Genomic DNA, 23,177 nt, shown 5'->3' on the forward strand with positions numbered 1-23,177 from the left:
GGGAGAATATGATGGAAGAGCAATTAATACCAATTCAGTGGAAAGATGATGCTTTAGTTTTGTTAGATCAAACGTTATTACCAAATGAAATTGTCTATGAATCTTTTAAAACAGCTGAAAGTGTGTGGGATGCAATACAAGTAATGAAAGTACGAGGTGCACCCGCGATTGGTGTTTCAGCTGCTTATGGAGTGTATTTAGGGATAAAGGAATTTGCTGAAAGTACGGAAGAAGGATTTATGGATGAAGTAAGAAAGGTATGTACATACTTGGCGACATCAAGACCGACTGCAGTAAATTTATTTTGGGCGCTTGAAAGAATGGAAAGTGTAGCGACAGATAATGCTCACTTATCAATCTCACAGTTGAAAAATAGATTACTAGAAGAGGCAAAAGAAATTCATAGAGAAGATGAAGAAATTAACCGTCAAATTGGAGAGCATGCATTAACATTATTCCATGATGAAATGGGAGTATTAACGCATTGTAATGCAGGTGCTTTAGCGACGACTAAGTATGGTACTGCGACGGCTCCAATGTATTTAGCGAAAGAAAAAGGATGGAATTTAAAAATTTATTCGGATGAAACGCGTCCTAGATTACAAGGTTCAACGTTAACAGCATTAGAACTGCAGCGAGCGGGTATTGACGTTACTGTTATTACGGATAATATGGCAGCTATGGTCATGTCACAAGGGAAGATTGATGCAGTAATCGTTGGATGCGACCGTGTGGCAGCAAATGGTGATGTAGCAAATAAAATTGGCACATTAGGCGTATCTATTTTAGCTAAGTACTACAACATTCCGTTTTATGTAGCAGCGCCAACACCGACAATTGATTTAAAGACATCGACAGGAAAAGAAATTCCGATTGAAGAAAGAGATGCTTCTGAAGTGATTAATCGCTTTGGACAATATTCAGCTCCGAAAGAAAGTAAAGTATATAATCCAGCATTTGATGTTACTCCACATGAAAATGTAACAGCGATTATTACAGAAAAAGGGATTGTAAAGGCACCGTTTACGGAGAATTTAAAAAAGCTATTTCAATAAGTAGATAAATATAAAAGTCAGTCATCATAAGCTTCATACTTAGGGGGATGTATATGTTATTACAAAAAGAAAGAGAAGAAATTGTAGCGTATGGAAAGAAAATGATTTCTAGTGGTTTAACAAAGGGAACGGGCGGTAATATTAGTATCTTTAATCGTGAACAAGGTCTTGTTGCGATTAGCCCAAGTGGTTTAGAGTATTATGAAACAAAGCCTGAAGATGTAGTTATATTAAACTTAGATGGTGAAGTAGTAGAAGGAGAGAGAAAACCATCAAGTGAATTAGATATGCACCTTATTTACTATAGGAAGCGTGAAGATATAAATGCGCTTGTGCATACACATTCTCCTTACGCGAAGACGATTGCATCATTAGGATGGGAGCTTCCTGCTGTGTCATATTTAATTGCTTTTGCAGGCCCGAATGTCCGTTGTGCGCCGTATGAAACATTTGGTACGAAGCAATTAGCGGATGCTGCTTTTGAAGGCATGATTGATCGTCGTGCTGTGCTACTTGCAAATCACGGTTTAATTGCTGGTGCAAATAATATAAAAATGGCATTTACTGTTGCAGAAGAGATTGAGTTTTGTGCTCAAATTTATTATCAAACGAAAAGCGTCGGAGAACCGAAGCTTTTGCCAGAAGATGAGATGGAGAATTTGGCGAAGAAGTTTGAAGGGTATGGGCAGCAGTAGAATGAAACAAAAACACCCTCAAGAAAAGATCTTGAGGGTGTTTTTTACGCTTTTTTAAGTAACAAATACATAAAGTAAGGAGCCCCAATTAAAGCAACGACAATACCTGCTGGAATGCCATTAGGATCAACGATATTTCGTCCAATTGTATCTGCTAATAATAATAGCCATCCGCCGATTAAAAGGGCGATAGGCATGAAGATTTGATGTCTTGGACCTACTAAAGATTTCGCGATATGAGGAGCCATTAATCCGATAAAGCTAATTCCTCCTGTTACGGAAACAGCTGCAGCTGCAAGTGCAACGGCTGCAACTAATAAGTATCTGCGTTCTTTTTCAATTTCAATTCCAACGCCAATTGCGACTGGTTCGTTTAATGCTAAAATGTTTAATCGATTTGCTTTATAGAAAATAAACGGAATGAATACGATTAACCATGGGAGCATTGCTAAAACGAAGATCCAGTCATCTCCCCAAATATTTCCGGCAATCCATTTTGAAATAAAGTCTACTTTCATACGATCTGCGGATGAAATAAGGACAATCATCGTTCCAGATAGTGCAAATGCAAAACCGATACCGGTTAATGTTAATCGGATTGGCTGAAGTCCAGTTGATTTACTATATGAAAATACGTAAATTAGAACAGCTGTCAGAAATGCTCCGATAAATCCAACTACAGGTAGTAAGTAAAGAAATGAACCTACATCTATTGGAAAGTATAAAAAGAAAATAGCAACAGCAACACCGGCCCCAGAGTTGATACCAAGAATACCAGGTTCAGCTAAATCATTTCGGGTAATTCCTTGGAATATAGCCCCTGATAAAGCGAGAGCCATACCAGCTAATAATGTAATAACAATTCTAGGTAGTCTTAAAGAGTATAAAACGAACTCCTCTTTAAAAGTCCCTTGCCCCATTAATGTTGGGAGTAGTCGATCATAAGATAAAGATGCTGAACCAAGTCCCATTCCAACTACAATGGTTGTGATGATTACTATAAGTAAAGCGAGTATAATGAGACGCTGTTTTCTTAAAATAGATTGCATCATGAGAATGTTTTTCCTCCTTTACGTACAATGAATAGGAAGAATGGTAACCCTACAATCGCGACAATTGCCGCAACTGGTGTTTCGTACGGAGCGTTAATAGTACGTCCGATTGTATCTGCAAGTAGCATAAAGGAAGCTCCAGCAATTGCTGACATCGGTATAACAAATCGGTAATCTGGACCGACAATTGGGCGTACCATGTGAGGTACCATTAAACCGATAAATGCCATATTTCCAACAAGCGCTACAGATGCACCTGCAAGTAAGATAATAATGATAAATAAAATAGTTTTAATAACAATAATTTTTTGACCTAGTCCAATAGCCACTTCCTCACTGAAACTAAGAACTGTCAATTTTTTTGCTAGGAAGATAGCGATAAAGATACTAATTGAAATGACTGGAATAATAATTTTTAATTGGCTCCAAGTTGTTCCAATTACGCCCCCAGCAGTCCAAAGTGATACATCTTGTGAAATTTTAAAGTAAATGCCAATTCCTTCTGAAATTGCGAGTAGAAATGTTGAAACTGCAGCGCCCGCTAATACAATTCGAAGAGGAGAAAGGCCGCCTTTTTTCACTATACCAATTCCAAATACCATAATTGCGCCAATTGCAGCACCGATAAAGCAAGCTAACGTTAAGTAAAGATAGCTGATGGAAGGATTGAAAGCAAGTGTTAGTGCAAGCGCAGCATTTGCTCCACCAGATAGCCCTAATAATCCAGGGTCCGCAAGTGGATTTCGTGTTAATCCTTGCATAATTGCTCCAGAAACGGCTAATCCAGCTCCTACAAAAATAGCAGCAACTTCACGTGGTAAACGTATTTCTCGAATAATAGATATTTTGTCTCCTTTAGCGGAGGAAGTGAGTGCTAACCATACATCTTTTATCGAAGTATCTGCAGCACCTAATACCATTGCAACCATAAAAATAAGAAAGAATGCAATTAAGCTTAAAATTAGTTTGTATGTAAAAGCTATAGAACGTGGATTTTCATGATCTTTGGTCATTCGTTTCACATCTTTTCTGTTCATAGAATAAAGGAAGAGGAATTCTTAAATTAAGAATTCCTCATGTTTGTATTATTTACCAAGAAAGTTCTTCTTGAAGAAGTCTAGTTGGAAATCTAATGTAAGTGGATCATTGAAATAGAATTCCATCATGTTTGCTTCATATACGCGATTATTTTTTACTGCTGGGATGTTTTTATATGATTCTGTCTCTTGGAATGAGTTATCAGTATCTTTATTTTTACTTACGATTAAGTAATCACCAGCAAATTCAGGTAATACCTCAGTAGATAATGCGTAGTAACCTTCTTTTAATGCTTTTTCTTTTACTTTTTCAGGCATTTTTAATTTCATTTCTTGGTACAGGATTTCTGTTCCGCGGCCCCAGTTCTCGCCGTATACATAAAGCTGTTTGTTGAAGTTTTCTACAACAGAAACTGTTGCATCTTCACCGATTTTTGCTTTAATTTCTTTACCAGCGTCTTGTGCACGTTTCTTGAAGTCATCAACCCAAGTTTTTGCTTCTTTTTCTTTGTTTAATAACTTACCAATTTCTAAATGCTGTGTTAAGTAATCAACTTTTCCGTAAGTGTATGTTACAGTAGGAGCGATTTTCTTTAACTTATCGACATTTTTAATATTTGATAAACCGATGATTAAATCTGGATTTAGTTCAGCGATTTTTTCAACATTTTCATCTGATACTTCAGCAACATTTTTAAGCTTGCTATCAAAACGTGGGTTTTGTTTAGACCATGAATCTACCCCAACAAGATTTACATCTAATGACATTACGTTACCAGCGAATGATGATAATACAACAACGCGTTTTGGATTTGCAGGAACTTCTACTTTACCATTTTCAGATTGGTATGTAATTGTTTCTGATTTGCTACCTTTTGCATCGTTCTTTTTGTCTGTAGAGCCATTGCTACAAGCACTCATAACAAGAACGAAAAGAACTGTTAGTGAAATAAATAACTTTTTCATCGTCTTTCTCCTTTAGCATAGATGATATGTGTATACAATAATTTGTTTAACTGTAATATTTTTGAAAGAGTAGTGGTAATGCAAAATAATTTATTAAAAATCTTGAATATGAGATTTTATAATATAGTATTAACCATATTAATAAAAGAAGATGTAATCTCAATTTGCTAATTATTAACAAATTGATAATGATTATCACTATTGATTCTTTAAATAATATAATTTTATATAGGTGTATTGTCAATAGTAATTTTGATTGTAAATTTTGCGGAAACAGGTTATATTTTATTGAGAATGATAATCAACAACTAGTAGCTGAGGAGTGACACGAATGAATCAAGAAGAATTGTTTGATGTAACCGTGATAGGCGGAGGACCTGCAGGGCTTTATTCAGCTTTTTATAGTGGACTCAGAGAAATGAAAACGAAAATAATAGAATTTCAACCACAGTTAGGTGGAAAAATACATGTTTATCCAGAGAAGATGATTTGGGATGTAGGAGGGCTGCTGCCAGTTACAGGTGATAAATTAATTGAACAACTTGTACAGCAAGGGCTAACATTTAAGCCAGAAGTGGTATTAAATGCAAAAGTAGAATCGATTATTCGTAACGAAGATGGCACTTTTACGTTAAAAGCAAGCAATGGCGAAGAACACTTTTCAAAAACAGTTATCGTCGCAACAGGAAGTGGTATATTGAAACCGCAAAAGTTATCTATTGAAGGTGCTGAGCGATTTGAAGTATCGAATTTAAATTATACAGTGAAATCTTTAAAGCGTTTCAAAGGTAAGACGGTCATTATTTCCGGCGGAGGCAATTCTGCTGTTGATTGGGCAAATGAATTGGAACCAATTGCGAAAAAAGTGTATGTAACCTATAGAAAAGAAGAATTATCTGGTCATGAAGCACAAGTAAAACAACTTATGAACAGCTCAGCGGAGTGTTTCTTTAATACATCGATTACAAAATTAATTGCTGGTGATAATCATGAAGCGATCGAATATGTAGAATTAACAAATCATGAAACAGGTGAGGTTTCTCATTTACCTATTGATGAAGTTATTATTAATCATGGATATGAACGCGACATTACATTATTAGAAAATAGTGAGTTAGACGTTGCAATTATAGATAATTATTATATTGCAGGTAATGCAAATAGTGAGTCTTCAGTAGATGGATTATATGCTGCTGGAGATATTTTAAAGCACGAAGGGAAACTACACTTAATTGCAGGTGCATTCCAAGATGCTGGAAATGCTGTGAATAAAGCAAAACAATTTATCCAACCAGATGCAAGTGAGTACGGAATGGTTTCTTCTCATAATGAAGTATTTAAGAAGAGAAATCGCGAACTGATTAAGCAGATGATGAAATAATAAGGAACAAGTATACCCCCACGTATTTCTCTATTCAAGTGGATGAGAGATGTACGTGGGGGTTTTCCTGTTTACTATATTTTCAATCATTATAATGACACCGGTTTCATCAGTTCATATGATATGAACATTTTATTGGTAAAGCATCCTAGACAACAATTTAGCTATGTTTTGCTTACGCAGAACATGGCTAAATTACGCTGTCCCTTTAGCGCGTTCATTAGGAAATGGCATATTTAGTATAGAAGCAATATACTGTTTTCCGTGTTTTCGAGCCAATGATTCTAATATTTGACGGACGCGTTTTGTAAGATGGCCTTGTTTTTTGATGGCTTCACAATATGCGTCATAGAAAGCATATTTAGCCCAAAGGAAATCATCTTGTTGGAATAAGAAATGATTTTTGTACCATTCACCAATTGTATGATAACAATTGTTTTCATGTATTGCTGTGCTTTGAGAAAGAAAACGATCAGATAAAGATACATTCAAATGAGAAATTGTGTTTTCTGTTTCAACTTGTAGTGTTTTTTCTAACATTGTAATGATGTGACGAGTAGCCATATGTTAACTCTCCTTTGTGTAAATGGGTAATACCATTCTATATTTAAAAAATTCTTACTATATAATACTATACAATATATGGAATGCATCTACCTGCTTTTTGAACTGCATTTACAAAATCTTTTTTATTTGTTTACAAAAATAAAGTAAGATACAGTATAGATGAAAAAATAATAAAGGAATGAACGCATTGTATATAACAGTAGAAGAGACTGCGGAGTATTTGAATTTACCGAAATCGTATATTGAAGAGTTAATTCAGCAAAAGAAAATTCGTGCGCTATTCGATGGAGAGCAATATTTAGTAAATAAAGAACAATTCAATACACATTTAGAACAAATGGAGAAATATAAGCAGTTAGTGGAAGAAATATTAAATGAACCAATTCCAGAAGATATGGATGTTAAAGACGAAGACTAAACTTAGGGAAATCCCGTATGAAGATATGCAGAAATGTATCTTCATACGGGATTTTTTGTTTAAATGTATCAAAATCCTAATGGGCACGCAGAATTTCTTATATTTTTGATAGGTAGTAGTCTACCATGTTAAAAGCATATTTTTTTCTAGCTAGGACAAACATAGAGAACGTAACCTGTACAGATACATATACTATCAGTGCAAAAGCTTATAAATTAATGGAAGGGGTTTTCTCGTGAGTTTATTTCATTGTGATTTTCTGAAAGACTTAATTGGATCTTTTGTGAGAGTAAACAGGGGTGGTCCAGAATCTCAAAAAGGGACAATAGTCGCTGTATGTTCGGATTACTTTGTATTAAAGAATGAAAAAGGAGAGCTCTATTACTATCAGATTCGTCATCTGAAAAGTATTACAAAAAATGCGAAAGATTGTAAAGCAGATGATTGCAGATGGTTGGAATGTGAATGTGAAGATGACTTTGAAAAGTTACTTCAAAGCTTCAAATATTGCTGGGTGAAAATTAATCGTGGTGGCCCAGAGAAAGTTGAAGGTATTTTACAAGATGTTTCTTGTGAATTTGTGACACTAATTGTAAAAGAAGAAGTTATATTAGTTGCAGTATCTCATATTAAGAGTGTAACAGTACCTTGTAGAGAGAGCGAAGAAAGCGACAGTGAAAGCGATAGTGATAGTGAAAGTAATAATTCGGGTCGAGCTCGCGCACAAAGACAGTCAAGTAGAGGAAGATAATAAGAAAGGAGGATACAAATTTGGAAAGTATATTATGCTGTGAACAAATTAAAGGCTTAGTCGGTGAGACTGTAAAAGTAAATCTTCGTGGACCAGAGAGTCGAGTGGGGGTACTTGTATCGTTAGGAAGAGATTACCTTACATTACAACTTCCTCTTGGTGAATTAGTATATTACCAATTGAAACATGTGAAGAGTCTAGTTAAGAAAGTGAAAGAAAGTAAATGTGGCGATGGCTATGTTTCATGTTTCTGCTCTGATGATGATACTTTTGTCGATGTATTACGTGACTTGAAGTATAAGTGGGTAAAGATTAATCGTGGCGGCCCAGAGTGTGTAGAAGGCCTATTAAGTGAAGTGCATGAAGAATATATTACGCTAGTAAACGGTGATGAAGTTATTTATATCATTAATTATCATATTAAGAGTGTGAGTCAAGTAGTGAAATGTAAAAAGAATGAAGATGAATAATGTTTAATAAATAAGAGGGGCATTATGAGGGAAAGAGAAGAACAATTTCTTATTTCGATAGTATGAAAAGGAATTACTTACTATTAAAACAGAACTTTGCCCTGATTATTTTTTTAGAAATGGAAGACAGGTAAGAAGAAATTCATAGGAAGGAGGATATAGATGAATGAGTTAAACAAAAGTATTGGAGAAAATATATATGTTAAATTAATCGGTGAAAAAAGATTTAAAGGTGTATTAATTGATGTAGGAAATGATATCGTTGTTCTTTACAATGGACAAGATTACGTATATATATCTTTATATCATGTACAATACTATAAATTTTTAAGACCATATGATGAAGAAATATCAAAACCAGATGTTGATTCTGTAATTAAGAGGGAATCCCCTTCAATTTCTTTGAGAAAAGTATTAAGTACTTCTAAAGGTATTTTTACAGAAGTTTATGTAGCAGGAAATGCTCCAATACATGGTTATGTTACAAGTGTGATGAACGACTATATTGTTTTTTATAGTCCGGTTTATAAAACGGTATATATATCTTTAAAGCATTTAAAATGGTTAATTCCGTATAAAGAAAACCAAGTACCGTACGCCCTCAATAAAAATGAACTCCCCGTAAATCCGTTAAATATTACGTTAGCTAGAACATTTGAAGAACAGCTTATTAAAATGACTGGGAAAATTATGGTGTTTGATTTAGGTGAGGAGTCCAATAAAATTGGAAAAATGGCGAAAATTGATGAAGGTCATATTGAAATATCAAAAGCACGTGATGCAAAAATGTATATGAATATTCAACATGTAAAATCCGTCCATTGTCCGTAGATTAGTTGAAAGGGCTGACTTTTTCTTTTATATGCAGAAGAAAAGGTCGAGCCTATTTATTTAGTTTAATTTGGATATGAGGGGAAAAATGAATTGAATATAAATATATTATAGTGTGATCTTTTTAAAAATAATTTTGTACTAATTTATAAAGAAATATGTACGAGCTATCTTTTATGTATTCAATTTATTTTTTGAGGAGGAGCTGCTCAACTAATTTATTAAAGGGGTTTTGTTTGTGGAGCAGTTTCCGAATTCGTTATCAATTACATTGCTTGGTAGTGCTGGTGGAGCAGCAAAAGCAGTTTTAGCAATTTTAAATCAAGCGATAGCAAATGAAAAAGATCCAATTTATGAAGTATTAAAGAATGCCAAATTTCATTTGGTGGATATAAAACAAAAAGATAGGACTTATTATGATGAGTTGTTTTCGAATTTGAAAGGTCGCTTATATTTATATGAAATAAACCTTCAAAATGTAGTGGAATTTAAACAACATTTAAAAGAAAAAAGAACGAGTGTTGTGATTGATGTTTCAGGGGCAGATACAATTAGAGTATTAAGCTGCTGTAATGAACTAGGAATTTGTTATATTAATTCAGCCTTGGAAAATGAGGCCGTAGATCAGGACGATAGCTTAATCGGCTTTCAGCTTACGGAAAGATATACAAGGTTTGAGAAGGAGAAAGAGAAATTTACAAATACAAAAGCGATTATAGGTTCAGGTATGAATCCAGGTGTTGTTCAATGGATGGTTGTTGAACTTATGAAGGAACGACCAAACGAAAGGCCAAGAGCATGTTATATTGTAGAACATGACACGTCGTTTTTGAATGATACAGCGCTTATAAAGCCACATACACTTTATGCTTCATGGGCAGTAGAGCGATTTTTAGATGAAGCAATCTGGAGTTATCCGATGTATATGAGTCATCATCGTCCTCTTTACTTTTATGAAGATGTATATGCTTCAGAGTATAAAGTGAAGTTAGGAGAAAAAGAATTCTATGGTTGTTTAATGCCACATGAGGAAGTATTAATTTTAGGGAAAAACTTTAATATGGAAGTTGGTTTTCTTTACCGAATTAATGAGTATACAACAAATATAATTAGACAGAATTTAGATCAAGTAGAAGATTTATGGAACTGGAATCGTAAAGTGTTTAATCCAGCGGAAGAAGAGGTTGCTGGAGAGGACTTGGTCGGTGTGTTACTCGTTTATGAAAATAGTGAGACATATATGTATAATGTGATGAATAGTAGCCAAGTTTTTCGTAAATATAAAACGAATGCAACGTATTTTCAGGTAGGGTGCGGGATTTATGCGGGCTTGTCCAGTTTACTTTTAGATCAATTTGAACAAGGTGCTTATTACGTCGAGGAGTTGTTATTAAATACAGAAAGTAAGTACGGTGAGTATTTAAATTTATATATGAAGGATTGTGTAATGGGGCATAATAATTTTACTGATGGATTGTTACATGACAGGGTAAGATGGGTGTAATTTGTTACCAAAAGGAAGGAGAGATCTCCTTCCTTTTAGTATTATAAGGTTAAATATTGCCCTGAAAGCAATTTCATACTTATACTTTAAGGAGATAACAATGAAAGTTTTTTGTATCGATCAAGGGGAGTTTTTATATGAACAAATACAAGAGCTTGATTTATGAAGAAAGAAGAGCCTTAAAGGTATTTATATTATTATTCTATATTATATTCTTTTTATATGACGCTATATATTATTTTGTGTATCCTGCTATGAATATTAGTGGAACAGCGGTAGGTTGGCCAGAAGGTAGTCTTGGGATAGGTGTGCCTATATTTGTAATAGCAATATTTCCTATTTCTATATATCTTCAAAAAAGAGGGTATGTATATTCTGTAAAATATTTATTTTTATTTGGGTACATGTTTATCAATCTTGTTAATAATTTAATGATTTATTTGCGAACGGATAGACCTTTTGAACATGGTAGTATGGTAGAAATGTTATTAATTTTATTTGCCCCAGTTTTCGTGAATAGAAAATACTTTTATTTAGTTTCCTTTAGTGTAATTGGAAAGTACGTATTTTTCACATTGCTATTACAAGATTTAAAAGTGGTAATTCCACTTGTTTTATGTGTATTCTATTTCATTATTTCACATTCTTTATTAAAACGATTTCAATCTTATGTAAGAACAGTGGTTGAAATGATGAACAATATGAAAGAGACGGAAAATTTAGCTGTGATTGGGACTATGTCTACAACAATTGCCCATGAAATTCGAAATCCGTTAACAGCGTTAAAAGGGTTTACGCAAATGCAAAAAGAAAGAAATCCAGCTGATACGATGAGCTACGACATTATGTTACAAGAAATTGAAAGGGTTAATGGATTTGTTAGTGAATTGATGTTGTTAGGAAAACCAAAGCCAACAAATTATGAAAGGTGTAATATACGAGACATCCTTCTATATGTTGTGCATCTAATGGAAAGTTATGCAACGCAATATAGAGTTAAATGTCATTTACAAGTAGATGGGAATTTACCGGCTATAAACGGTGATGATAAGCAATTAAAACAAGTGTTATTAAATATCATTAAAAATGGAATAGAATCAATGCCAGAGGGTGGAGAAATTCATATCCGTGCATATCAAAAAACGAAAGGACATTTGTGTATTTCTGTTGAAGACCAAGGATTTGGTATAGAGAATGAGAAGTTGAAAAAAATTGGAAAGGCGTTTTACACAACAAAGGAGAATGGTACAGGACTTGGATTAATGATTACATATAAAATTATTAAGGAACATCAAGGGAGTATCACGATCCAAAGTAGTCTAGGAGTAGGAACGAAAGTCGAAATTTTTCTGCCGACCGTTTAATGTATTGGGAGAAAAGATTTTTCAGAAAAGTGTTCTTGTTGTGTAAATATAAACATTTTATAAAATGTTTCAAGAAGGGTTTTTTTTATAAAATACTTCGTTTATAATGGAGGAAAATATCGACATGAGATTGATTGCTCATGTAACGGTTCAGTAGTGTTATGAAAAGATAAGAAGGGGTGCACGCGCATCCTTTTTTCTATGCAGATATTATGAAAGAGGTGGTATGATGGAATTAACATTAAATTCGACTGTATGTTTACACACGATTCAATTTCGAAAAGAGCAAAAGAATTATATTGTAAAAGATACAATTACAGGAGAAAAATATGAAATGCCGCCACTTTGGATTGATGCATTGGCAATGATGCGTGACGGTTTTTTATTGGGAGAAATTGAGGAGAAATTAAAAGAAGAGTATCCATCCGAAGAAGTGAATATGTTAGCATTCACGAGACAACTGTTAGAACTAGAACTTGTTGAAATGGTAGATGGAGAAGAGATAGCTTGCACAAAGAAGAAAGAGATAGATTGTTTAGCTTGGGTGCGTCCCCGTGTGGAACAATTCTTTCTTAATTTAAATAGAAAATATAGAAGCAAAGACCAGTAGTGGCCTTTGCTTTTTTTATCCCGCTATTTGCCGGGCAGTAAGACCCCCACCTCAAAATTCAGCGGAAGCAAAGAAGTTAGGTGTGGGATGAACAAAACCCCCACTGATTAAAGGTTCACTTTATAGGTTGTGTTTAAAATATAACAGCAAATGCTCTTGCGAAAGCACCGTCACTATTTTTAATTTTTAAAGGTGCGGCTGAGAAAAAGAAACGTTTTGCTTCGATAGCATCTAGATTTGTTAAGTTTTCGATTAAATAAATATTATTCCCTAGTAATATGTGATGAATCGGTGATGTTTCTGTTGTGACTTCATCAGGAGAAATGAAATCTAAACCGATAGATTTTACCTTTAATCGCACTAGTTCTTTAGCTAATTCTTCAGAAAGATAAAATGCTTCCTTCTCATAAGCTTCTGTATTCCATTTAGTGGATAGATTAGAATGAAAAATAACAATATCACCTTCTTTTATGTCAGTATTATGCAATACTGCCTTAGGTAATTTTCGCTCTTGAATATGTGTTACATCTATAAGAACAGCTTCGCCTACAAATTGATCCAGCGGTAATTGATCGATGGTCGTTGCGCCTGAAATAAAATGCGCAGGGGCATCACAATGCGTGCCAACATGAACGACAGAATGAAAATCTGTAACTTGATATCCTGATTCTTCAACACTTGTAACAGCTTCTAGTTGTATTTTAGGTGTTCCAGGAAATTGAGACATATTATTTTCAAATGTTTGCGATAGATCAATTACTTTCATTTTACATACCTCCAATATATGTTTTTCAAATAATAAAAAGCTCACCCTTCAATATCAAGAAAGGTGAGCTTTACATGCTAGTTGAGTTTTATCTTCCAAAATGCAATGCATTTTGCAGGAATTAGCACCTATTCAGTTTGTATAAACTGAGGTTGCTGGGCTTCAAAGGGCCGGTCCCTCTGCCTCTCTGGATAAAGAAGTATTTAATTTTTGAAATTGGAATTTTCCGATAGTTAAATTGTAATTCATTTCCTTTTTGCGTGCAATACAAAATAGGTATTCACCCAAATAAAGCTACGCGCATATTGTAGCTTATGTAAATAGAATGCTGCGAAGGAGTGAGTGCAGTGACAGGAAATGTATTGAATTATTATGCTGGTGGTAATACAGCTAGGGGATTTCATAATTTATACGAAGAGAATTTAAAAGGGTTAGACAGATTATTTATCTTAAAGGGTGGCCCAGGAACGGGGAAATCTTCTTTAATAAAGGCAATCGGTCGTGAATGGGTTGAAAAAGGATATGATATTGAATTTTTACATTGTTCTTCTGACAATAAATCGGTTGATGGTGTAATTATCCCAAAATTAAAAGCAGGAATTGTTGATGGGACATCGCCGCATGTTATTGAGCCAAAAATGCCAGGAGTTGTTGAAGAGTATATAAATTTAGGAATTGCTTGGGACTCAGATAAACTAAGAAAGCAGAAGTTAGAAATTGAAAGATTTGTTTCAGAAGCAAGCAAAGCTTTTCATTCTGCTTACGCACGTTTTAAAGAGGCATTGGTTATACATGATGAGTGGGAGAAGATATATATTGATAATATAGATTTTAATAAAGCAAATGAACTAACCAATCAGCTAATCCAGAAATTATTTGCAGATAAAAGCGGGAGACAATCGCTTGTAAAACATCGTTTTTTAGGAGCTGCTACACCGAAAGGAGCAGTTGATTTTGTCCCTAATTTAACAGAAGGGTTACCACATCGTTATTTTATAAAAGGGCGCCCAGGTTCTGGAAAATCAACGATGCTCAAAAAGTTAGCTAAGGCAGCTGAAGAAAAAGGGTTTGAAGTTGAAGTATATCATTGCGGATTTGACCCGAATAGTCTTGATATGGTTATCGTAAGAGAATTAGGCTTTGCAATTTTTGATAGCACTGCACCACATGAATATTTTCCAAGTCGCGAGGGTGATGAAATTATTGATATGTATGCCCTTATTGTTACGCCAGGGACGGATGAGAAATATGCGAAGGAAATTCGTGATGTCTCCATTCAATATAAAGCAAAAATGAATGAGGCGATGTCTTTCTTAGCGAAAGCAAAATCGGTTCGTGATAAATTAGAACGAATTTATATTGCTGCTATGGATTTTTCAATAGTAGATGCATATAAAGAGGAGATTCAAAAAGAGTTTGAACGAATTGCTACTACTGTAATCGAAAAGCAACAATAGACGTTTCATTAGGCTGTCAGTAATTTCTGACAGTTTTTTTGGTATGTAGTAAAATTAGTATTGTATTTGTCGAATTTCCAAGGAAATAATCAAAAAATGGAGGTGTTATGCAATGAGAGAGAAAATCGAGTTGGAGTTAGAAAGAATTGAAAAAGAGAATGATGTGAAAATTTTATTTGCGGTAGAATCAGGGAGTCGTGCTTGGGGTTTTCCATCGAAAGATAGCGATTATGATGTTAGGTTTGTTTATATACATCCGGTAGAATGGTATTTATCAATTCATGACAAACGAGATGTAATTGAATATCCAATTAGTGATGATTTAGATATAAGTGGTTGGGATATTAAAAAGGCGTTGCAACTATTCGCGAAGTCGAATCCTGCTTTACTTGAGTGGATTCGATCACCAATTTTTTATTCGAAAAACTCTAATTTTCCAGAACTACTTCAACAGATGAGTGAGAAGAATTTTGATCCAAAAGCAACGATATATCATTATTTACATATGGCGTCGAAAAATTATCGTGAATTTTTGCAAGGTGAGAATGTAAAGCTGAAAAAGTACTTTTATGTATTACGTCCCATTTTAGCTTGTAAGTGGCTAGAAGAGAAAACGACTTTACCTCCTGTAGAATTTGACCGATTGATTACAGAATTATCATTAGAACGTAGCGTATTAGATGAAATTGAAAAGTTGTTAATAAAGAAAAAAGCAGGTACTGAATTAGATGTTGGATTGAAAATTAAGGTGCTAAATCAATTTTTAGAAGAACAAATTCATTACTATCAGGAATATGTAAAAGGAATTGAAAAGGGATCAGGAATCGATATTGAGAGTTTAAATACATTGTTTCGAGATATGTTGTTTGAAGCATATGAAAAAGAGCACAAGTAAGTTTGTGCTCTTTTATTTTGTAGGAATGAAGAAAACAGATATAGCTGCGATAAGACCTGCAAAGGAGAATAAGTAAAAATTCCATGCTAAGTCATATTGCATTGTCATAATAATACCGACGAGAATAGGGCCAGCAATTGCACCAACTCGGCCAAGCCCCAGTCCCCAGCCTAAGGAGGTAGCTCGGATATGTGATGGGAAGTATTGTGTTACATATGCATTTAATATTTGAGTAATACCGACTGATCCAATACCAGCAAGGCCAATTAAAAGATAAATGATTGTAACAGATGGTTTGATTGTTAATAGTCCGATACATATGGCTGCCATAAGATAAGAGATGCTAATAACAATTTTTGCTCCTATACGATCAGCAATTGCTCCAGCGAATAATGCGCCGATAGCTGCGGTAATATTTAGCATAAGTAGAAATGACAGACTAGACCCAAGAGGATATCCTGCCTGGCGCATCATCTGTGGTAACCAAGTGTTTAAACCATATATTAAAAACATTCCCATTATATAAGTGATCCAAAAAAGTAGCGTTGCTTTTATGTATTCTTTTGAGAATAAAGTAAAAAATCCATTTTTCTTTCGTATAGTAGATGGGTCTTGATGAGTTTTATCTTTTACATGAAATTCAACTTGAAAACGATTAAGAATTTGCTTCACTTCTTCTTGGCGATTACGTGATAATAAAAATTGAATGGACTCAGGTAAATAGCGAATAATGAAAGGAATGAGGAGTAGTGGAATCATTCCGATACCAAACATAATTCTCCATCCGAAATCTTCTAACATAAGCATGGACAAAATAGCACCTAACACGATACCTAAAGGATAGCCAGTAAACATAAGAGCATAAATAAAAGATTGCCTTTTTTTGAGTGAATATTCAACAGTGAGTGCTGAAGCCGTAGGGATAACACCGCCTAATCCGATTCCTCCTATAAATCGAGATAATCCAAATAACTCAGGAGAAGGAGCGATAGCCGCTAAACCCATTGTGATAGAAAAAAGTGCTAAACAGCATATAAGCGTCCATTTACGCCCAATTAGATCTGTAATCGTTCCAACTAGAATAGCCCCAATAAACATCCCAAATAAAGCATAGCTTGCAATTGTACCAGCGTGCGCTGGTGATAGCGCCCAGCTTTTGTCTTCTAGGAGCTTTGGTAGAACGGCACCGTAAATACCTAAATCATATCCATCAGCTAAAATGGCTAGCCAACAAATAAAAACAACAAGTTTTGTAATAGAGCTTGGAAAGATAGTTTCTGTAGATTCTAGATGAGGTGGAGCTGAAGGTTGCATAATATTCACCCCTTTTAATTTGTAGATGAATATATTATTTTATTTAATGTTAATATTTTCCTCCTTGTGTCGAATTTTATCTGAAAAGGGTTTATAACAAATAAAGAAGTTCAACAGTAATTCTGTTGAACTTCTTTATTTGTTTACTCATTATCAACTCGTTTTAACGGTTGATCTGCTGGGCCTTCAAGAACGTCTCCCTCAATTGAAAAACGAGAACCATGGCAAGGGCAATCCCAAGTACAATCACCATTATTCCATTCAACTTCACAGCCGAGATGTGTACAAGTTGTATCGACGATATGTAATTTTCCTTCTTTGTCCTTATAAGCACCTGCTCGTTTACCGTTAACATGTACGACAGATCCTTCACCAACTTCGAGATCTTCTGGCTTACGTAATGCGGTTTCAATCTTTCCTGCAATTAAATGTTTCGCAACATCAATGTTTTGGGAGAGGAACGTTTTTATATCTGGATTTGCATGGAAGCGTGATGGTGCATACAGTTCTTTATAGGGACTGTGAACTTTTAGGATGGAGTCCTTCAGTAGGTGAGCGGCAGCAGTTCCAGTTGTCATTCCCCATTTGCGATATCCAGTTGCAACAAATATATTTGGATTTCTTTCGTTAATATGTCCGATATAAGGAAGCTTATCTAGAGTAATTAAATCTTGTGCTGACCATCTATAAGGAACTTCATCTATTCCAAAAGTGGCTTCAGCAAAAGAATAGAGTGCTTCATAATGAAGCATCGTATTTATTCCCTGACCTGTTTTATGACTCTCTCCGCCAATCAAAATTAATTTTTCTCCATTGTTTGTTATATAGCGTAAGGAGCGCTTTGGATCATCAATACTTAAATACATGCCACCTGGATACTCCGTTTTTGCTTTTATTGCAAGAGCGTAGGAGCGTTCTGCGTACATTCGCGTAAAGAAAAAGCTATTCGCATCATAAAAAGGAAAATGTGAACAAGAGACGACATATTCACAAGTGATATGATGGCCCTCTTTTGTAATTATTTGTGGATAATCGCCCTTTTCCACATCCATAGCTGTTGTTTGTTCGTAGACCTTTCCGCCCATCTCCACAAACTTTTCTAAAAGTGTTTTTAAATAAAGAAGGGGATGGAATTGTGCTTGATTTTTCATTACAAGCGCAGATTGTACTGGAATAGGAATCGATAGAGATTGAACATAGTCACAAGGTATATTTAATTTTTGATAAGCTTCATATTCTTTCGATAAATTTCTTAATCCGTTATCAGTAGTTGTATATAAATATGAATCTTCATTTGAGAAATTACAGTCGATTTTATATGTTTGAACAGTTTTATTTATGAATTGTAGAGCCTTATTATTTGATTCATAGTAAAGCCGGGCCTTTTCTACACCGAAATGATTTATTAATTCATCATAAATAAGATCATGTTGTGCTGTTACTTTCGCTGTTGTATGCCCAGTCGTTCCGTTTAAAATACGACCAGAATCAATTAAAACAACATCGATGCCTTCTTTTGCAAGTAAATAGGCAGTAGTAATACCTGTAATACCAGCACCGATAATAGCAACTTTCGTCTTTATATTTTCGGATAAACGAGGGAAAGTAGGAAATTGAGTAGATTCAATCCAATAAGATAGCGGCAGTTGTGGAAATGTATCACTTGTCATTGCGGAAACCTCCTGATTTTAGAACAATTTTCCTTTTAATATTTCCATATTATATGAAATTCATGTGTGTTGTTTTAGAGGAAGTCTATTTTTATTAAAAGAGGGTATAAATTATTTTAATATAATTAATTAGGTGGGGCATTATGAAGAAGTAGGATTTATATAAAACTAAATTCAAATGATTCTGTTTGTTGATTACATAGAGAGTTATTGAATGAGATAGAGTCTATGCCGTTTAAGAAAATGTCTATATATAGTGGGTAAATCCTTATGAAATCTATACGTTTTCTTTAGTGAAATAAAGTATGATTATAAAAATATAACCAACTTTTATTACTAGGTCATAAAAGTTGTTGACAATATAGAAATTCTATTGTTATGATTCATCATGTGGAAAGGTTGATAGAGGGTAAAAAGAGAAATGTTTTTCATTGATAATAAAAGCGAAAAATAAGTGACGATAGAGTGAGTATATTTTCCTTATAATAGATGCTTTTTGGATCATCTAGTAAAATCAATCTGGAAGCAAGAATTGATATATGTAAGTTGCGCAAGGCGCGGCATAAGAAAGGGGCAAAAGGATGAAGGAGCTTCATACGTTTGGGTGGTATGCAGCACGTGTATCACCACATTTGCCGAAAAAAGCATTTAAACCAGTGCCTACTCGTTTATTTGGTGGACTGGCTTATTTGCTTGTGGCATTGGCGGGATTAATATCGATTGGTGTATTTGAATTGAATGTGTGGGCGAATCTAGGAATTGCGATTGTTCTTGGATTATGTTTTGCTTCACTAGGATTTTTAGGGCATGAAATTTTACATGGAACTGTTGTAAGAAAGGCATGGCTTCGCGACTTCTTAGGCGCTATTGCATTTATGCCATTATCAACAGGGCCAAAGCTTTGGAGAAAGTGGCATAATGCAACGCATCATGTTCATACACAGCATGAAGAGAATGATCCGGATGCATGGCCGACACTTGAGAAACTTAAGAAGAGTAAGTTTTTGAGTTGGGTATATCGTATGCCTCTACATGTACGTTCATTCTTTAGTTTTCTGTCACTAACAATTCAATTTACATTGCATTCGACTCGAATGTTCTTTCATTTTATAAAAGAGTTCAAGTCATCCAATCAAAAATCTGTATGGCTTCAACTTCTTTTGCCTTGGACAGTTTGGATTAGTTTATTGTTTATTATGGGACCTGGAAAATGGTTATTTGCATATGTCATTCCGTTGTTAATTGCTAACTTTATTGTAATGGCATATATCGCAACAAATCACCGATTAAATCCAATTGTTCCAGTAAATGATCCGTTAGCAAACTGCTTATCAGTAACAGTACCGCGCTGGGTAGACGTTTTACATTTCAATTTCTCATATCATACAGAACATCATCTGTTCCCTGCTATGAGCTCTAAATACTATCCGTTAGTAAAAGAGAAGATTAAAGAAATGTGGCCGGAACGTTATCACGAAATGCCGATGACAAAAGCATTGGCAGCACTTTGGAATACACCACGTGTGTATTATCACGGAAGTGAATTAGTTGATCCGCATAGAGAGCATTTCTACGGTTCTTTAGGAAATGGCTTAGACCCTCATAATATTTCATATCGTGAGGAACATATAGAAGAAAAAGAGAGTATTAAAAAAATAAATCAGTAAAAATTAATATACTTTTGCAGTGAAAAAGCAAGCCATCTCAGGCTTGCTTTTTCTTATAAAGAAACATCCTTTTTGTTCTTTTTATGGACTTGGAAGGAGTTAGTTTCTTTTCGTTGTAATCGTTTTTCTAAAAGATTAACAAAATAAGTAAATAGAAGAACAAGTACGAGATAGTATGCACCAACGATTATGTAAGTATCTAATTGTTGGAAGTTACCTGCTGCAATTGATAAACCCGATCCCCATAATTCGGACATTCCTACATAAGCAACAAGTGAAGAATCTTTTAATCCGATAATAAATTGGTTTCCTAGAGGAGGAAGAGACAGACGAAATGCTTGTGGTAATATAATTCGTCGCATAGCTAAAGGATAAGGCATGCCTAAAGAGCGAGCTGCTTCTAATTGTCCCCGGTCAACGGATTGAATGGATCCCCGGAAAATTTCCGTAATATATGCACCGTTATGAATTGCTAAAGCGATTGCTCCTGCCCAAAAAGGAGTGAAAACAACAACGGATGTAATTCCAAAATAGAGAATGGCAATTTGAACAATTAAAGGTGTACCACGAATAATAGCAATGTAGACATGAGCGATACTATTTAAAACTTTATTGTTAGAGATTCGAAAGAAAGCGAATAATAATCCAATTAATGAACCGAGTACTAGGGAAGTTAATGTTAATTGTAATGTGACAATAGTAGCTTTTAAGAGTGTGGGATAGGAAGAGATAAAAATTTCAAACATGCGTTTCACCTCATATTGTATAGATTTTAGTAGAGAATGAAATGCCCCACATAAAATGAACACTTAATCAGTGGGGCACTGTTTATGAATCTTTTGAATGGCTAACTTACTTCGTTTTTTCCTCTTCACCAAGAATATTACGCCCGAACCATTTTTTACTGATCTTTTCATACGTACCATCTTTAATGATTTCATCTAACGCTTTATTTACTTTCTCAACCATTTCTTTATCATCTTTGCGAATAGCAATTCCCATTTCATCAAGATTTAATGGTTTTCCGGCTTCTTTTATATTCGATTTTCCTTCTTTTATCATACGTAGACCAACCATTTGATCCGTAATTACTGCATCAACACGCCCAGGCTCTAAATCCATAAGAGCAGTAATATCACTGTCATATTCTGTGATTTGATCTGTATATTTTGCAACAAGATTTTTAAAGGTACTAGCTTTTACAACACCAATTTTCTTACCTTTTAAATCTTCTGGAGAAGAGATAGCGGTATTCTTTTTAGCCACAAAAATTTGGGCGCCAGAACGATAGTATGGATTTGAGAAACTAACAGCTTTTAAGCGCTCCTCTGTAATTGCCATACTACCCAGTATTACATCATATTTCTTCGCTTGAAGACCTTGAATTAGCGTTTCCCATGGGTTTGTAACTGGCGTAGCCTTCATTTTCATCTTTTTAGCAAGAGCTTCGCCGATTTCTACATCAAAGCCGACAAGTTTGCCGTCATTTTCTTTATAGTTAAAAGGTTTGTATAATCCACTCATCGCATAGCGAAATTCTTTTTCACCATTTGATGAAGTAGTAGAGCTTTCTTTGCTACAAGCTCCTAGTATGAAGGATGTACATAGTGTAATGCTCGCAACAATGGTTAATAGTTTTCTTTTCATAAAACCCCTCCTATATATTGATCATACGGATGGTTTTCAGTATGTTATTGAAATATTTTATTTGGATGATTAGTTGTGCACCGTATGAATGTATTCCTTTTCGTTTGAAACAGAAGTTACATTATAAAACGTTGCGTAAAAATTGTTTTGCTCGTTCATGTGATGGAGCTGAAAAGAATTGTGCTGGCGGAGCATCTTCTACAATCTTTCCATCGTCCATAAAGATGACGCGATCAGCTACATCTTTTGCGAAATTCATTTCATGAGTAACAATAACCATTGTCATCCCTTCTTCAGCAAGTTCTTTCATAACTTGCAATACTTCTCCAACAAGTTCAGGGTCTAAAGCTGAGGTAGGCTCATCAAATAGCATAATCTTAGGGCTCATTGCAAGAGCTCGTGCAATGGCAATGCGCTGTTTTTGACCACCTGAAAGAAGATGAGGAGTTACATCCGCTTTATCTTGAAGGCCGACTTTTTGGAGAAGTTGATTTCCAATATCCTTTGCATTTGCTTTCTCTAATTTTTTTACGTGAATAGGTGCTTCTATGATGTTTTCTAGTGAGGTCATATGAGGAAAGAGGTTAAAGTGCTGAAAAACCATACCGACATTTTCACGGACTTTATTTAAATTTGAATGCTTTGGATCAATTCGCTCACCTTGTAAGTGGATTTCACCTTCATCGTACATTTCTAAAAAGTTAAGACAGCGAAGTAATGTACTTTTACCAGAACCACTGGCACCAATTAAAACAACAACTTCTTTTTCTTTTACTTCTAAATCAATTCCTTTTAACACATCAAGTGAACCGAATGACTTTACTAGATTTCGAACCTGAATCATACAAAACCCCCAGTTAAAAATATATTTTACAAATGTTGCCCCTTATTTCTGTTATTAGTCATAAATTGTCAGAATCCTTTATTTTTTTCATGCAATTTGATATTCAAAGAAATAATATTTTTTAAAATCTCTATATCCTTCTATAATGAAAATATGGATAATAATATATAGGTAGTATTTATATTGCTTATAAAAAGGGGGAAAGGGAAGATGGAA

23 protein-coding genes and 1 riboswitch are annotated in these 23,177 nt (G+C 34.6%); of the genes, 13 read left to right on the forward strand and 10 right to left on the reverse strand.

What is annotated here, in order from left to right; translation table 11 throughout:
- The first annotated feature begins 8 nt into the window (after nucleotides 1–8).
- Together mtnA and MHI26_RS01930 are read left to right on the forward strand one after the other, a co-directional pair.
- Nucleotides 9–1,055, forward strand: coding sequence for an S-methyl-5-thioribose-1-phosphate isomerase (mtnA, locus tag MHI26_RS01925; RefSeq protein WP_061666185.1), 1,047 nt, complete (start codon nucleotides 9–11; stop codon nucleotides 1,053–1,055).
- Nucleotides 1,056–1,108: 53 nt separating this feature from the next.
- Entirely contained in the window at nucleotides 1,109–1,750 is a 642-nt protein-coding gene (locus tag MHI26_RS01930) for an L-fuculose-phosphate aldolase (protein WP_000926555.1), read from the forward strand.
- Nucleotides 1,751–1,794: 44 nt separating this feature from the next.
- Here MHI26_RS01930 and MHI26_RS01935 read toward each other — a convergent pair whose 3' ends face one another.
- From MHI26_RS01935 to MHI26_RS01945, 3 genes are read right to left on the reverse strand one after another with little or no spacing between them, the layout of a single operon-like run.
- Nucleotides 1,795–2,802, reverse strand: coding sequence for a FecCD family ABC transporter permease (locus MHI26_RS01935; RefSeq protein WP_000983750.1), 1,008 nt, complete (start codon nucleotides 2,800–2,802; stop codon nucleotides 1,795–1,797).
- The gene (locus tag MHI26_RS01940; protein WP_061666186.1) at nucleotides 2,799–3,839 is read right to left on the reverse strand and encodes a FecCD family ABC transporter permease; all 1,041 of its coding nucleotides are present in this window, start codon (nucleotides 3,837–3,839) and stop codon (nucleotides 2,799–2,801) included. Before MHI26_RS01940 ends, MHI26_RS01935 begins: the two co-directional genes overlap by 4 nt.
- A gap of 48 nt (nucleotides 3,840–3,887) precedes the next feature.
- Nucleotides 3,888–4,805 carry an iron-hydroxamate ABC transporter substrate-binding protein gene (locus tag MHI26_RS01945; protein ID WP_061666187.1) on the reverse strand — a complete coding sequence of 306 codons (918 nt, stop codon included), beginning with the start codon at nucleotides 4,803–4,805 and terminating at the stop codon, nucleotides 3,888–3,890.
- 331 nt (nucleotides 4,806–5,136) lie between these two features.
- Between MHI26_RS01945 and MHI26_RS01950 the strand changes: the two genes are divergently transcribed.
- Complete coding sequence (locus MHI26_RS01950) at nucleotides 5,137–6,186, forward strand: NAD(P)/FAD-dependent oxidoreductase (RefSeq protein WP_001070936.1); 1,050 nt, start codon at nucleotides 5,137–5,139, stop codon at nucleotides 6,184–6,186.
- A 195-nt stretch (nucleotides 6,187–6,381) separates the two neighbouring features.
- Here the strand turns inward: MHI26_RS01950 and MHI26_RS01955 are convergent, their stop codons facing one another.
- Nucleotides 6,382–6,750: a hypothetical protein gene (locus MHI26_RS01955; protein ID WP_000235474.1), complete on the reverse strand. Its 369-nt coding sequence runs from the start codon at nucleotides 6,748–6,750 to the stop codon at nucleotides 6,382–6,384.
- Nucleotides 6,751–6,931: 181 nt separating this feature from the next.
- Between MHI26_RS01955 and MHI26_RS01960 the strand changes: the two genes are divergently transcribed.
- The 7 genes from MHI26_RS01960 to MHI26_RS01990 all read left to right on the forward strand — a co-directional run bounded on the left by MHI26_RS01960 (nucleotide 6,932) and on the right by MHI26_RS01990 (nucleotide 12,701).
- Nucleotides 6,932–7,171: a helix-turn-helix domain-containing protein gene (locus MHI26_RS01960; RefSeq protein ID WP_001998970.1), complete on the forward strand. Its 240-nt coding sequence runs from the start codon at nucleotides 6,932–6,934 to the stop codon at nucleotides 7,169–7,171.
- 235 nt (nucleotides 7,172–7,406) lie between these two features.
- Nucleotides 7,407–7,922: a hypothetical protein gene (locus MHI26_RS01965; protein WP_000051530.1), complete on the forward strand. Its 516-nt coding sequence runs from the start codon at nucleotides 7,407–7,409 to the stop codon at nucleotides 7,920–7,922.
- A 20-nt stretch (nucleotides 7,923–7,942) separates the two neighbouring features.
- Nucleotides 7,943–8,392, forward strand: a complete 450-nt coding sequence (locus MHI26_RS01970; RefSeq protein WP_061666188.1) for a hypothetical protein — start codon at nucleotides 7,943–7,945, stop codon at nucleotides 8,390–8,392.
- A 162-nt stretch (nucleotides 8,393–8,554) separates the two neighbouring features.
- A complete protein-coding gene (locus MHI26_RS01975; RefSeq protein ID WP_001004280.1) occupies nucleotides 8,555–9,223 on the forward strand; it encodes a hypothetical protein in 669 nt (222 codons plus the stop codon).
- Nucleotides 9,224–9,461: 238 nt separating this feature from the next.
- Nucleotides 9,462–10,727, forward strand: a complete 1,266-nt coding sequence (locus MHI26_RS01980; protein WP_061666189.1) for an S-adenosylmethionine decarboxylase related protein — start codon at nucleotides 9,462–9,464, stop codon at nucleotides 10,725–10,727.
- A gap of 137 nt (nucleotides 10,728–10,864) precedes the next feature.
- A complete protein-coding gene (locus MHI26_RS01985; protein ID WP_001046098.1) occupies nucleotides 10,865–12,091 on the forward strand; it encodes an ATP-binding protein in 1,227 nt (408 codons plus the stop codon).
- A gap of 229 nt (nucleotides 12,092–12,320) precedes the next feature.
- The gene (locus tag MHI26_RS01990) at nucleotides 12,321–12,701 is read left to right on the forward strand and encodes a hypothetical protein (RefSeq protein ID WP_000424116.1); all 381 of its coding nucleotides are present in this window, start codon (nucleotides 12,321–12,323) and stop codon (nucleotides 12,699–12,701) included.
- 133 nt (nucleotides 12,702–12,834) lie between these two features.
- Here the strand turns inward: MHI26_RS01990 and MHI26_RS01995 are convergent, their stop codons facing one another.
- Nucleotides 12,835–13,467 (reverse strand): cyclase family protein, encoded by a 633-nt coding sequence (locus MHI26_RS01995; RefSeq protein WP_000862977.1) that lies wholly within the window; start codon nucleotides 13,465–13,467, stop codon nucleotides 12,835–12,837.
- Nucleotides 13,468–13,552: 85 nt separating this feature from the next.
- Nucleotides 13,553–13,665: riboswitch (SAM riboswitch) on the reverse strand.
- Nucleotides 13,666–13,814: 149 nt separating this feature from the next.
- On the opposite strand from MHI26_RS01995, the gene MHI26_RS02000 reads away from it, so the two are divergent.
- Nucleotides 13,815–14,924, forward strand: a complete 1,110-nt coding sequence (locus tag MHI26_RS02000) for a PRK06851 family protein (protein WP_000147468.1) — start codon at nucleotides 13,815–13,817, stop codon at nucleotides 14,922–14,924.
- A gap of 112 nt (nucleotides 14,925–15,036) precedes the next feature.
- Nucleotides 15,037–15,819, forward strand: coding sequence for a nucleotidyltransferase domain-containing protein (locus MHI26_RS02005; protein WP_001208235.1), 783 nt, complete (start codon nucleotides 15,037–15,039; stop codon nucleotides 15,817–15,819).
- Nucleotides 15,820–15,831: 12 nt separating this feature from the next.
- Here MHI26_RS02005 and MHI26_RS02010 read toward each other — a convergent pair whose 3' ends face one another.
- The gene (locus MHI26_RS02010; RefSeq protein WP_001183076.1) at nucleotides 15,832–17,133 is read right to left on the reverse strand and encodes an MFS transporter; all 1,302 of its coding nucleotides are present in this window, start codon (nucleotides 17,131–17,133) and stop codon (nucleotides 15,832–15,834) included.
- A gap of 143 nt (nucleotides 17,134–17,276) precedes the next feature.
- Complete coding sequence (locus MHI26_RS02015) at nucleotides 17,277–18,803, reverse strand: FAD-dependent oxidoreductase (RefSeq protein ID WP_000199984.1); 1,527 nt, start codon at nucleotides 18,801–18,803, stop codon at nucleotides 17,277–17,279.
- A gap of 581 nt (nucleotides 18,804–19,384) precedes the next feature.
- Between MHI26_RS02015 and MHI26_RS02020 the strand changes: the two genes are divergently transcribed.
- Nucleotides 19,385–20,470, forward strand: coding sequence for a fatty acid desaturase family protein (locus MHI26_RS02020; RefSeq protein ID WP_000661220.1), 1,086 nt, complete (start codon nucleotides 19,385–19,387; stop codon nucleotides 20,468–20,470).
- Between the two features lie 53 nt (nucleotides 20,471–20,523).
- Here the strand turns inward: MHI26_RS02020 and MHI26_RS02025 are convergent, their stop codons facing one another.
- The 3 genes from MHI26_RS02025 to MHI26_RS02035 form a co-directional block, all read right to left on the reverse strand.
- Complete coding sequence (locus tag MHI26_RS02025) at nucleotides 20,524–21,279, reverse strand: amino acid ABC transporter permease (RefSeq protein ID WP_116366276.1); 756 nt, start codon at nucleotides 21,277–21,279, stop codon at nucleotides 20,524–20,526.
- A 43-nt stretch (nucleotides 21,280–21,322) separates the two neighbouring features.
- A complete protein-coding gene (locus tag MHI26_RS02030) occupies nucleotides 21,323–22,117 on the reverse strand; it encodes an ABC transporter substrate-binding protein (RefSeq protein ID WP_061666190.1) in 795 nt (264 codons plus the stop codon).
- Nucleotides 22,118–22,238: 121 nt separating this feature from the next.
- A complete protein-coding gene (locus tag MHI26_RS02035; RefSeq protein WP_000616920.1) occupies nucleotides 22,239–22,961 on the reverse strand; it encodes an amino acid ABC transporter ATP-binding protein in 723 nt (240 codons plus the stop codon).
- Between the last annotated feature and the right edge of the window lie 216 nt (nucleotides 22,962–23,177).

It is taken from the genome of Bacillus sp. FSL K6-1218, assembly GCF_038006445.1.
In the GTDB taxonomy this organism is placed as follows: Bacteria; Bacillota; Bacilli; order Bacillales; family Bacillaceae_G; genus Bacillus_A; species Bacillus_A thuringiensis_S.

Coding starts and splice junctions, on each gene's coding strand:
- MHI26_RS02030 (WP_061666190.1), bottom strand. CDS start 22,117: ATGAAAAGAAAACTATTAACCATTGTTGCGAGCATTACACTATGTACA.
- MHI26_RS02005 (WP_001208235.1), top strand. CDS start 15,037: ATGAGAGAGAAAATCGAGTTGGAGTTAGAAAGAATTGAAAAAGAGAAT.
- MHI26_RS01975 (WP_001004280.1), top strand. CDS start 8,555: ATGAATGAGTTAAACAAAAGTATTGGAGAAAATATATATGTTAAATTA.
- MHI26_RS02010 (WP_001183076.1), bottom strand. CDS start 17,133: ATGCAACCTTCAGCTCCACCTCATCTAGAATCTACAGAAACTATCTTT.
- MHI26_RS01955 (WP_000235474.1), bottom strand. CDS start 6,750: ATGGCTACTCGTCACATCATTACAATGTTAGAAAAAACACTACAAGTT.
- MHI26_RS01930 (WP_000926555.1), top strand. CDS start 1,109: ATGTTATTACAAAAAGAAAGAGAAGAAATTGTAGCGTATGGAAAGAAA.
- MHI26_RS01935 (WP_000983750.1), bottom strand. CDS start 2,802: ATGATGCAATCTATTTTAAGAAAACAGCGTCTCATTATACTCGCTTTA.
- MHI26_RS01945 (WP_061666187.1), bottom strand. CDS start 4,805: ATGAAAAAGTTATTTATTTCACTAACAGTTCTTTTCGTTCTTGTTATG.
- MHI26_RS02015 (WP_000199984.1), bottom strand. CDS start 18,803: ATGACAAGTGATACATTTCCACAACTGCCGCTATCTTATTGGATTGAA.
- MHI26_RS01960 (WP_001998970.1), top strand. CDS start 6,932: ATGAACGCATTGTATATAACAGTAGAAGAGACTGCGGAGTATTTGAAT.
- MHI26_RS01940 (WP_061666186.1), bottom strand. CDS start 3,839: ATGAACAGAAAAGATGTGAAACGAATGACCAAAGATCATGAAAATCCA.
- MHI26_RS01990 (WP_000424116.1), top strand. CDS start 12,321: ATGGAATTAACATTAAATTCGACTGTATGTTTACACACGATTCAATTT.
- MHI26_RS01985 (WP_001046098.1), top strand. CDS start 10,865: ATGAACAAATACAAGAGCTTGATTTATGAAGAAAGAAGAGCCTTAAAG.
- MHI26_RS02020 (WP_000661220.1), top strand. CDS start 19,385: ATGAAGGAGCTTCATACGTTTGGGTGGTATGCAGCACGTGTATCACCA.
- MHI26_RS01950 (WP_001070936.1), top strand. CDS start 5,137: ATGAATCAAGAAGAATTGTTTGATGTAACCGTGATAGGCGGAGGACCT.
- MHI26_RS01995 (WP_000862977.1), bottom strand. CDS start 13,467: ATGAAAGTAATTGATCTATCGCAAACATTTGAAAATAATATGTCTCAA.
- mtnA (WP_061666185.1), top strand. CDS start 9: ATGATGGAAGAGCAATTAATACCAATTCAGTGGAAAGATGATGCTTTA.
- MHI26_RS02035 (WP_000616920.1), bottom strand. CDS start 22,961: ATGATTCAGGTTCGAAATCTAGTAAAGTCATTCGGTTCACTTGATGTG.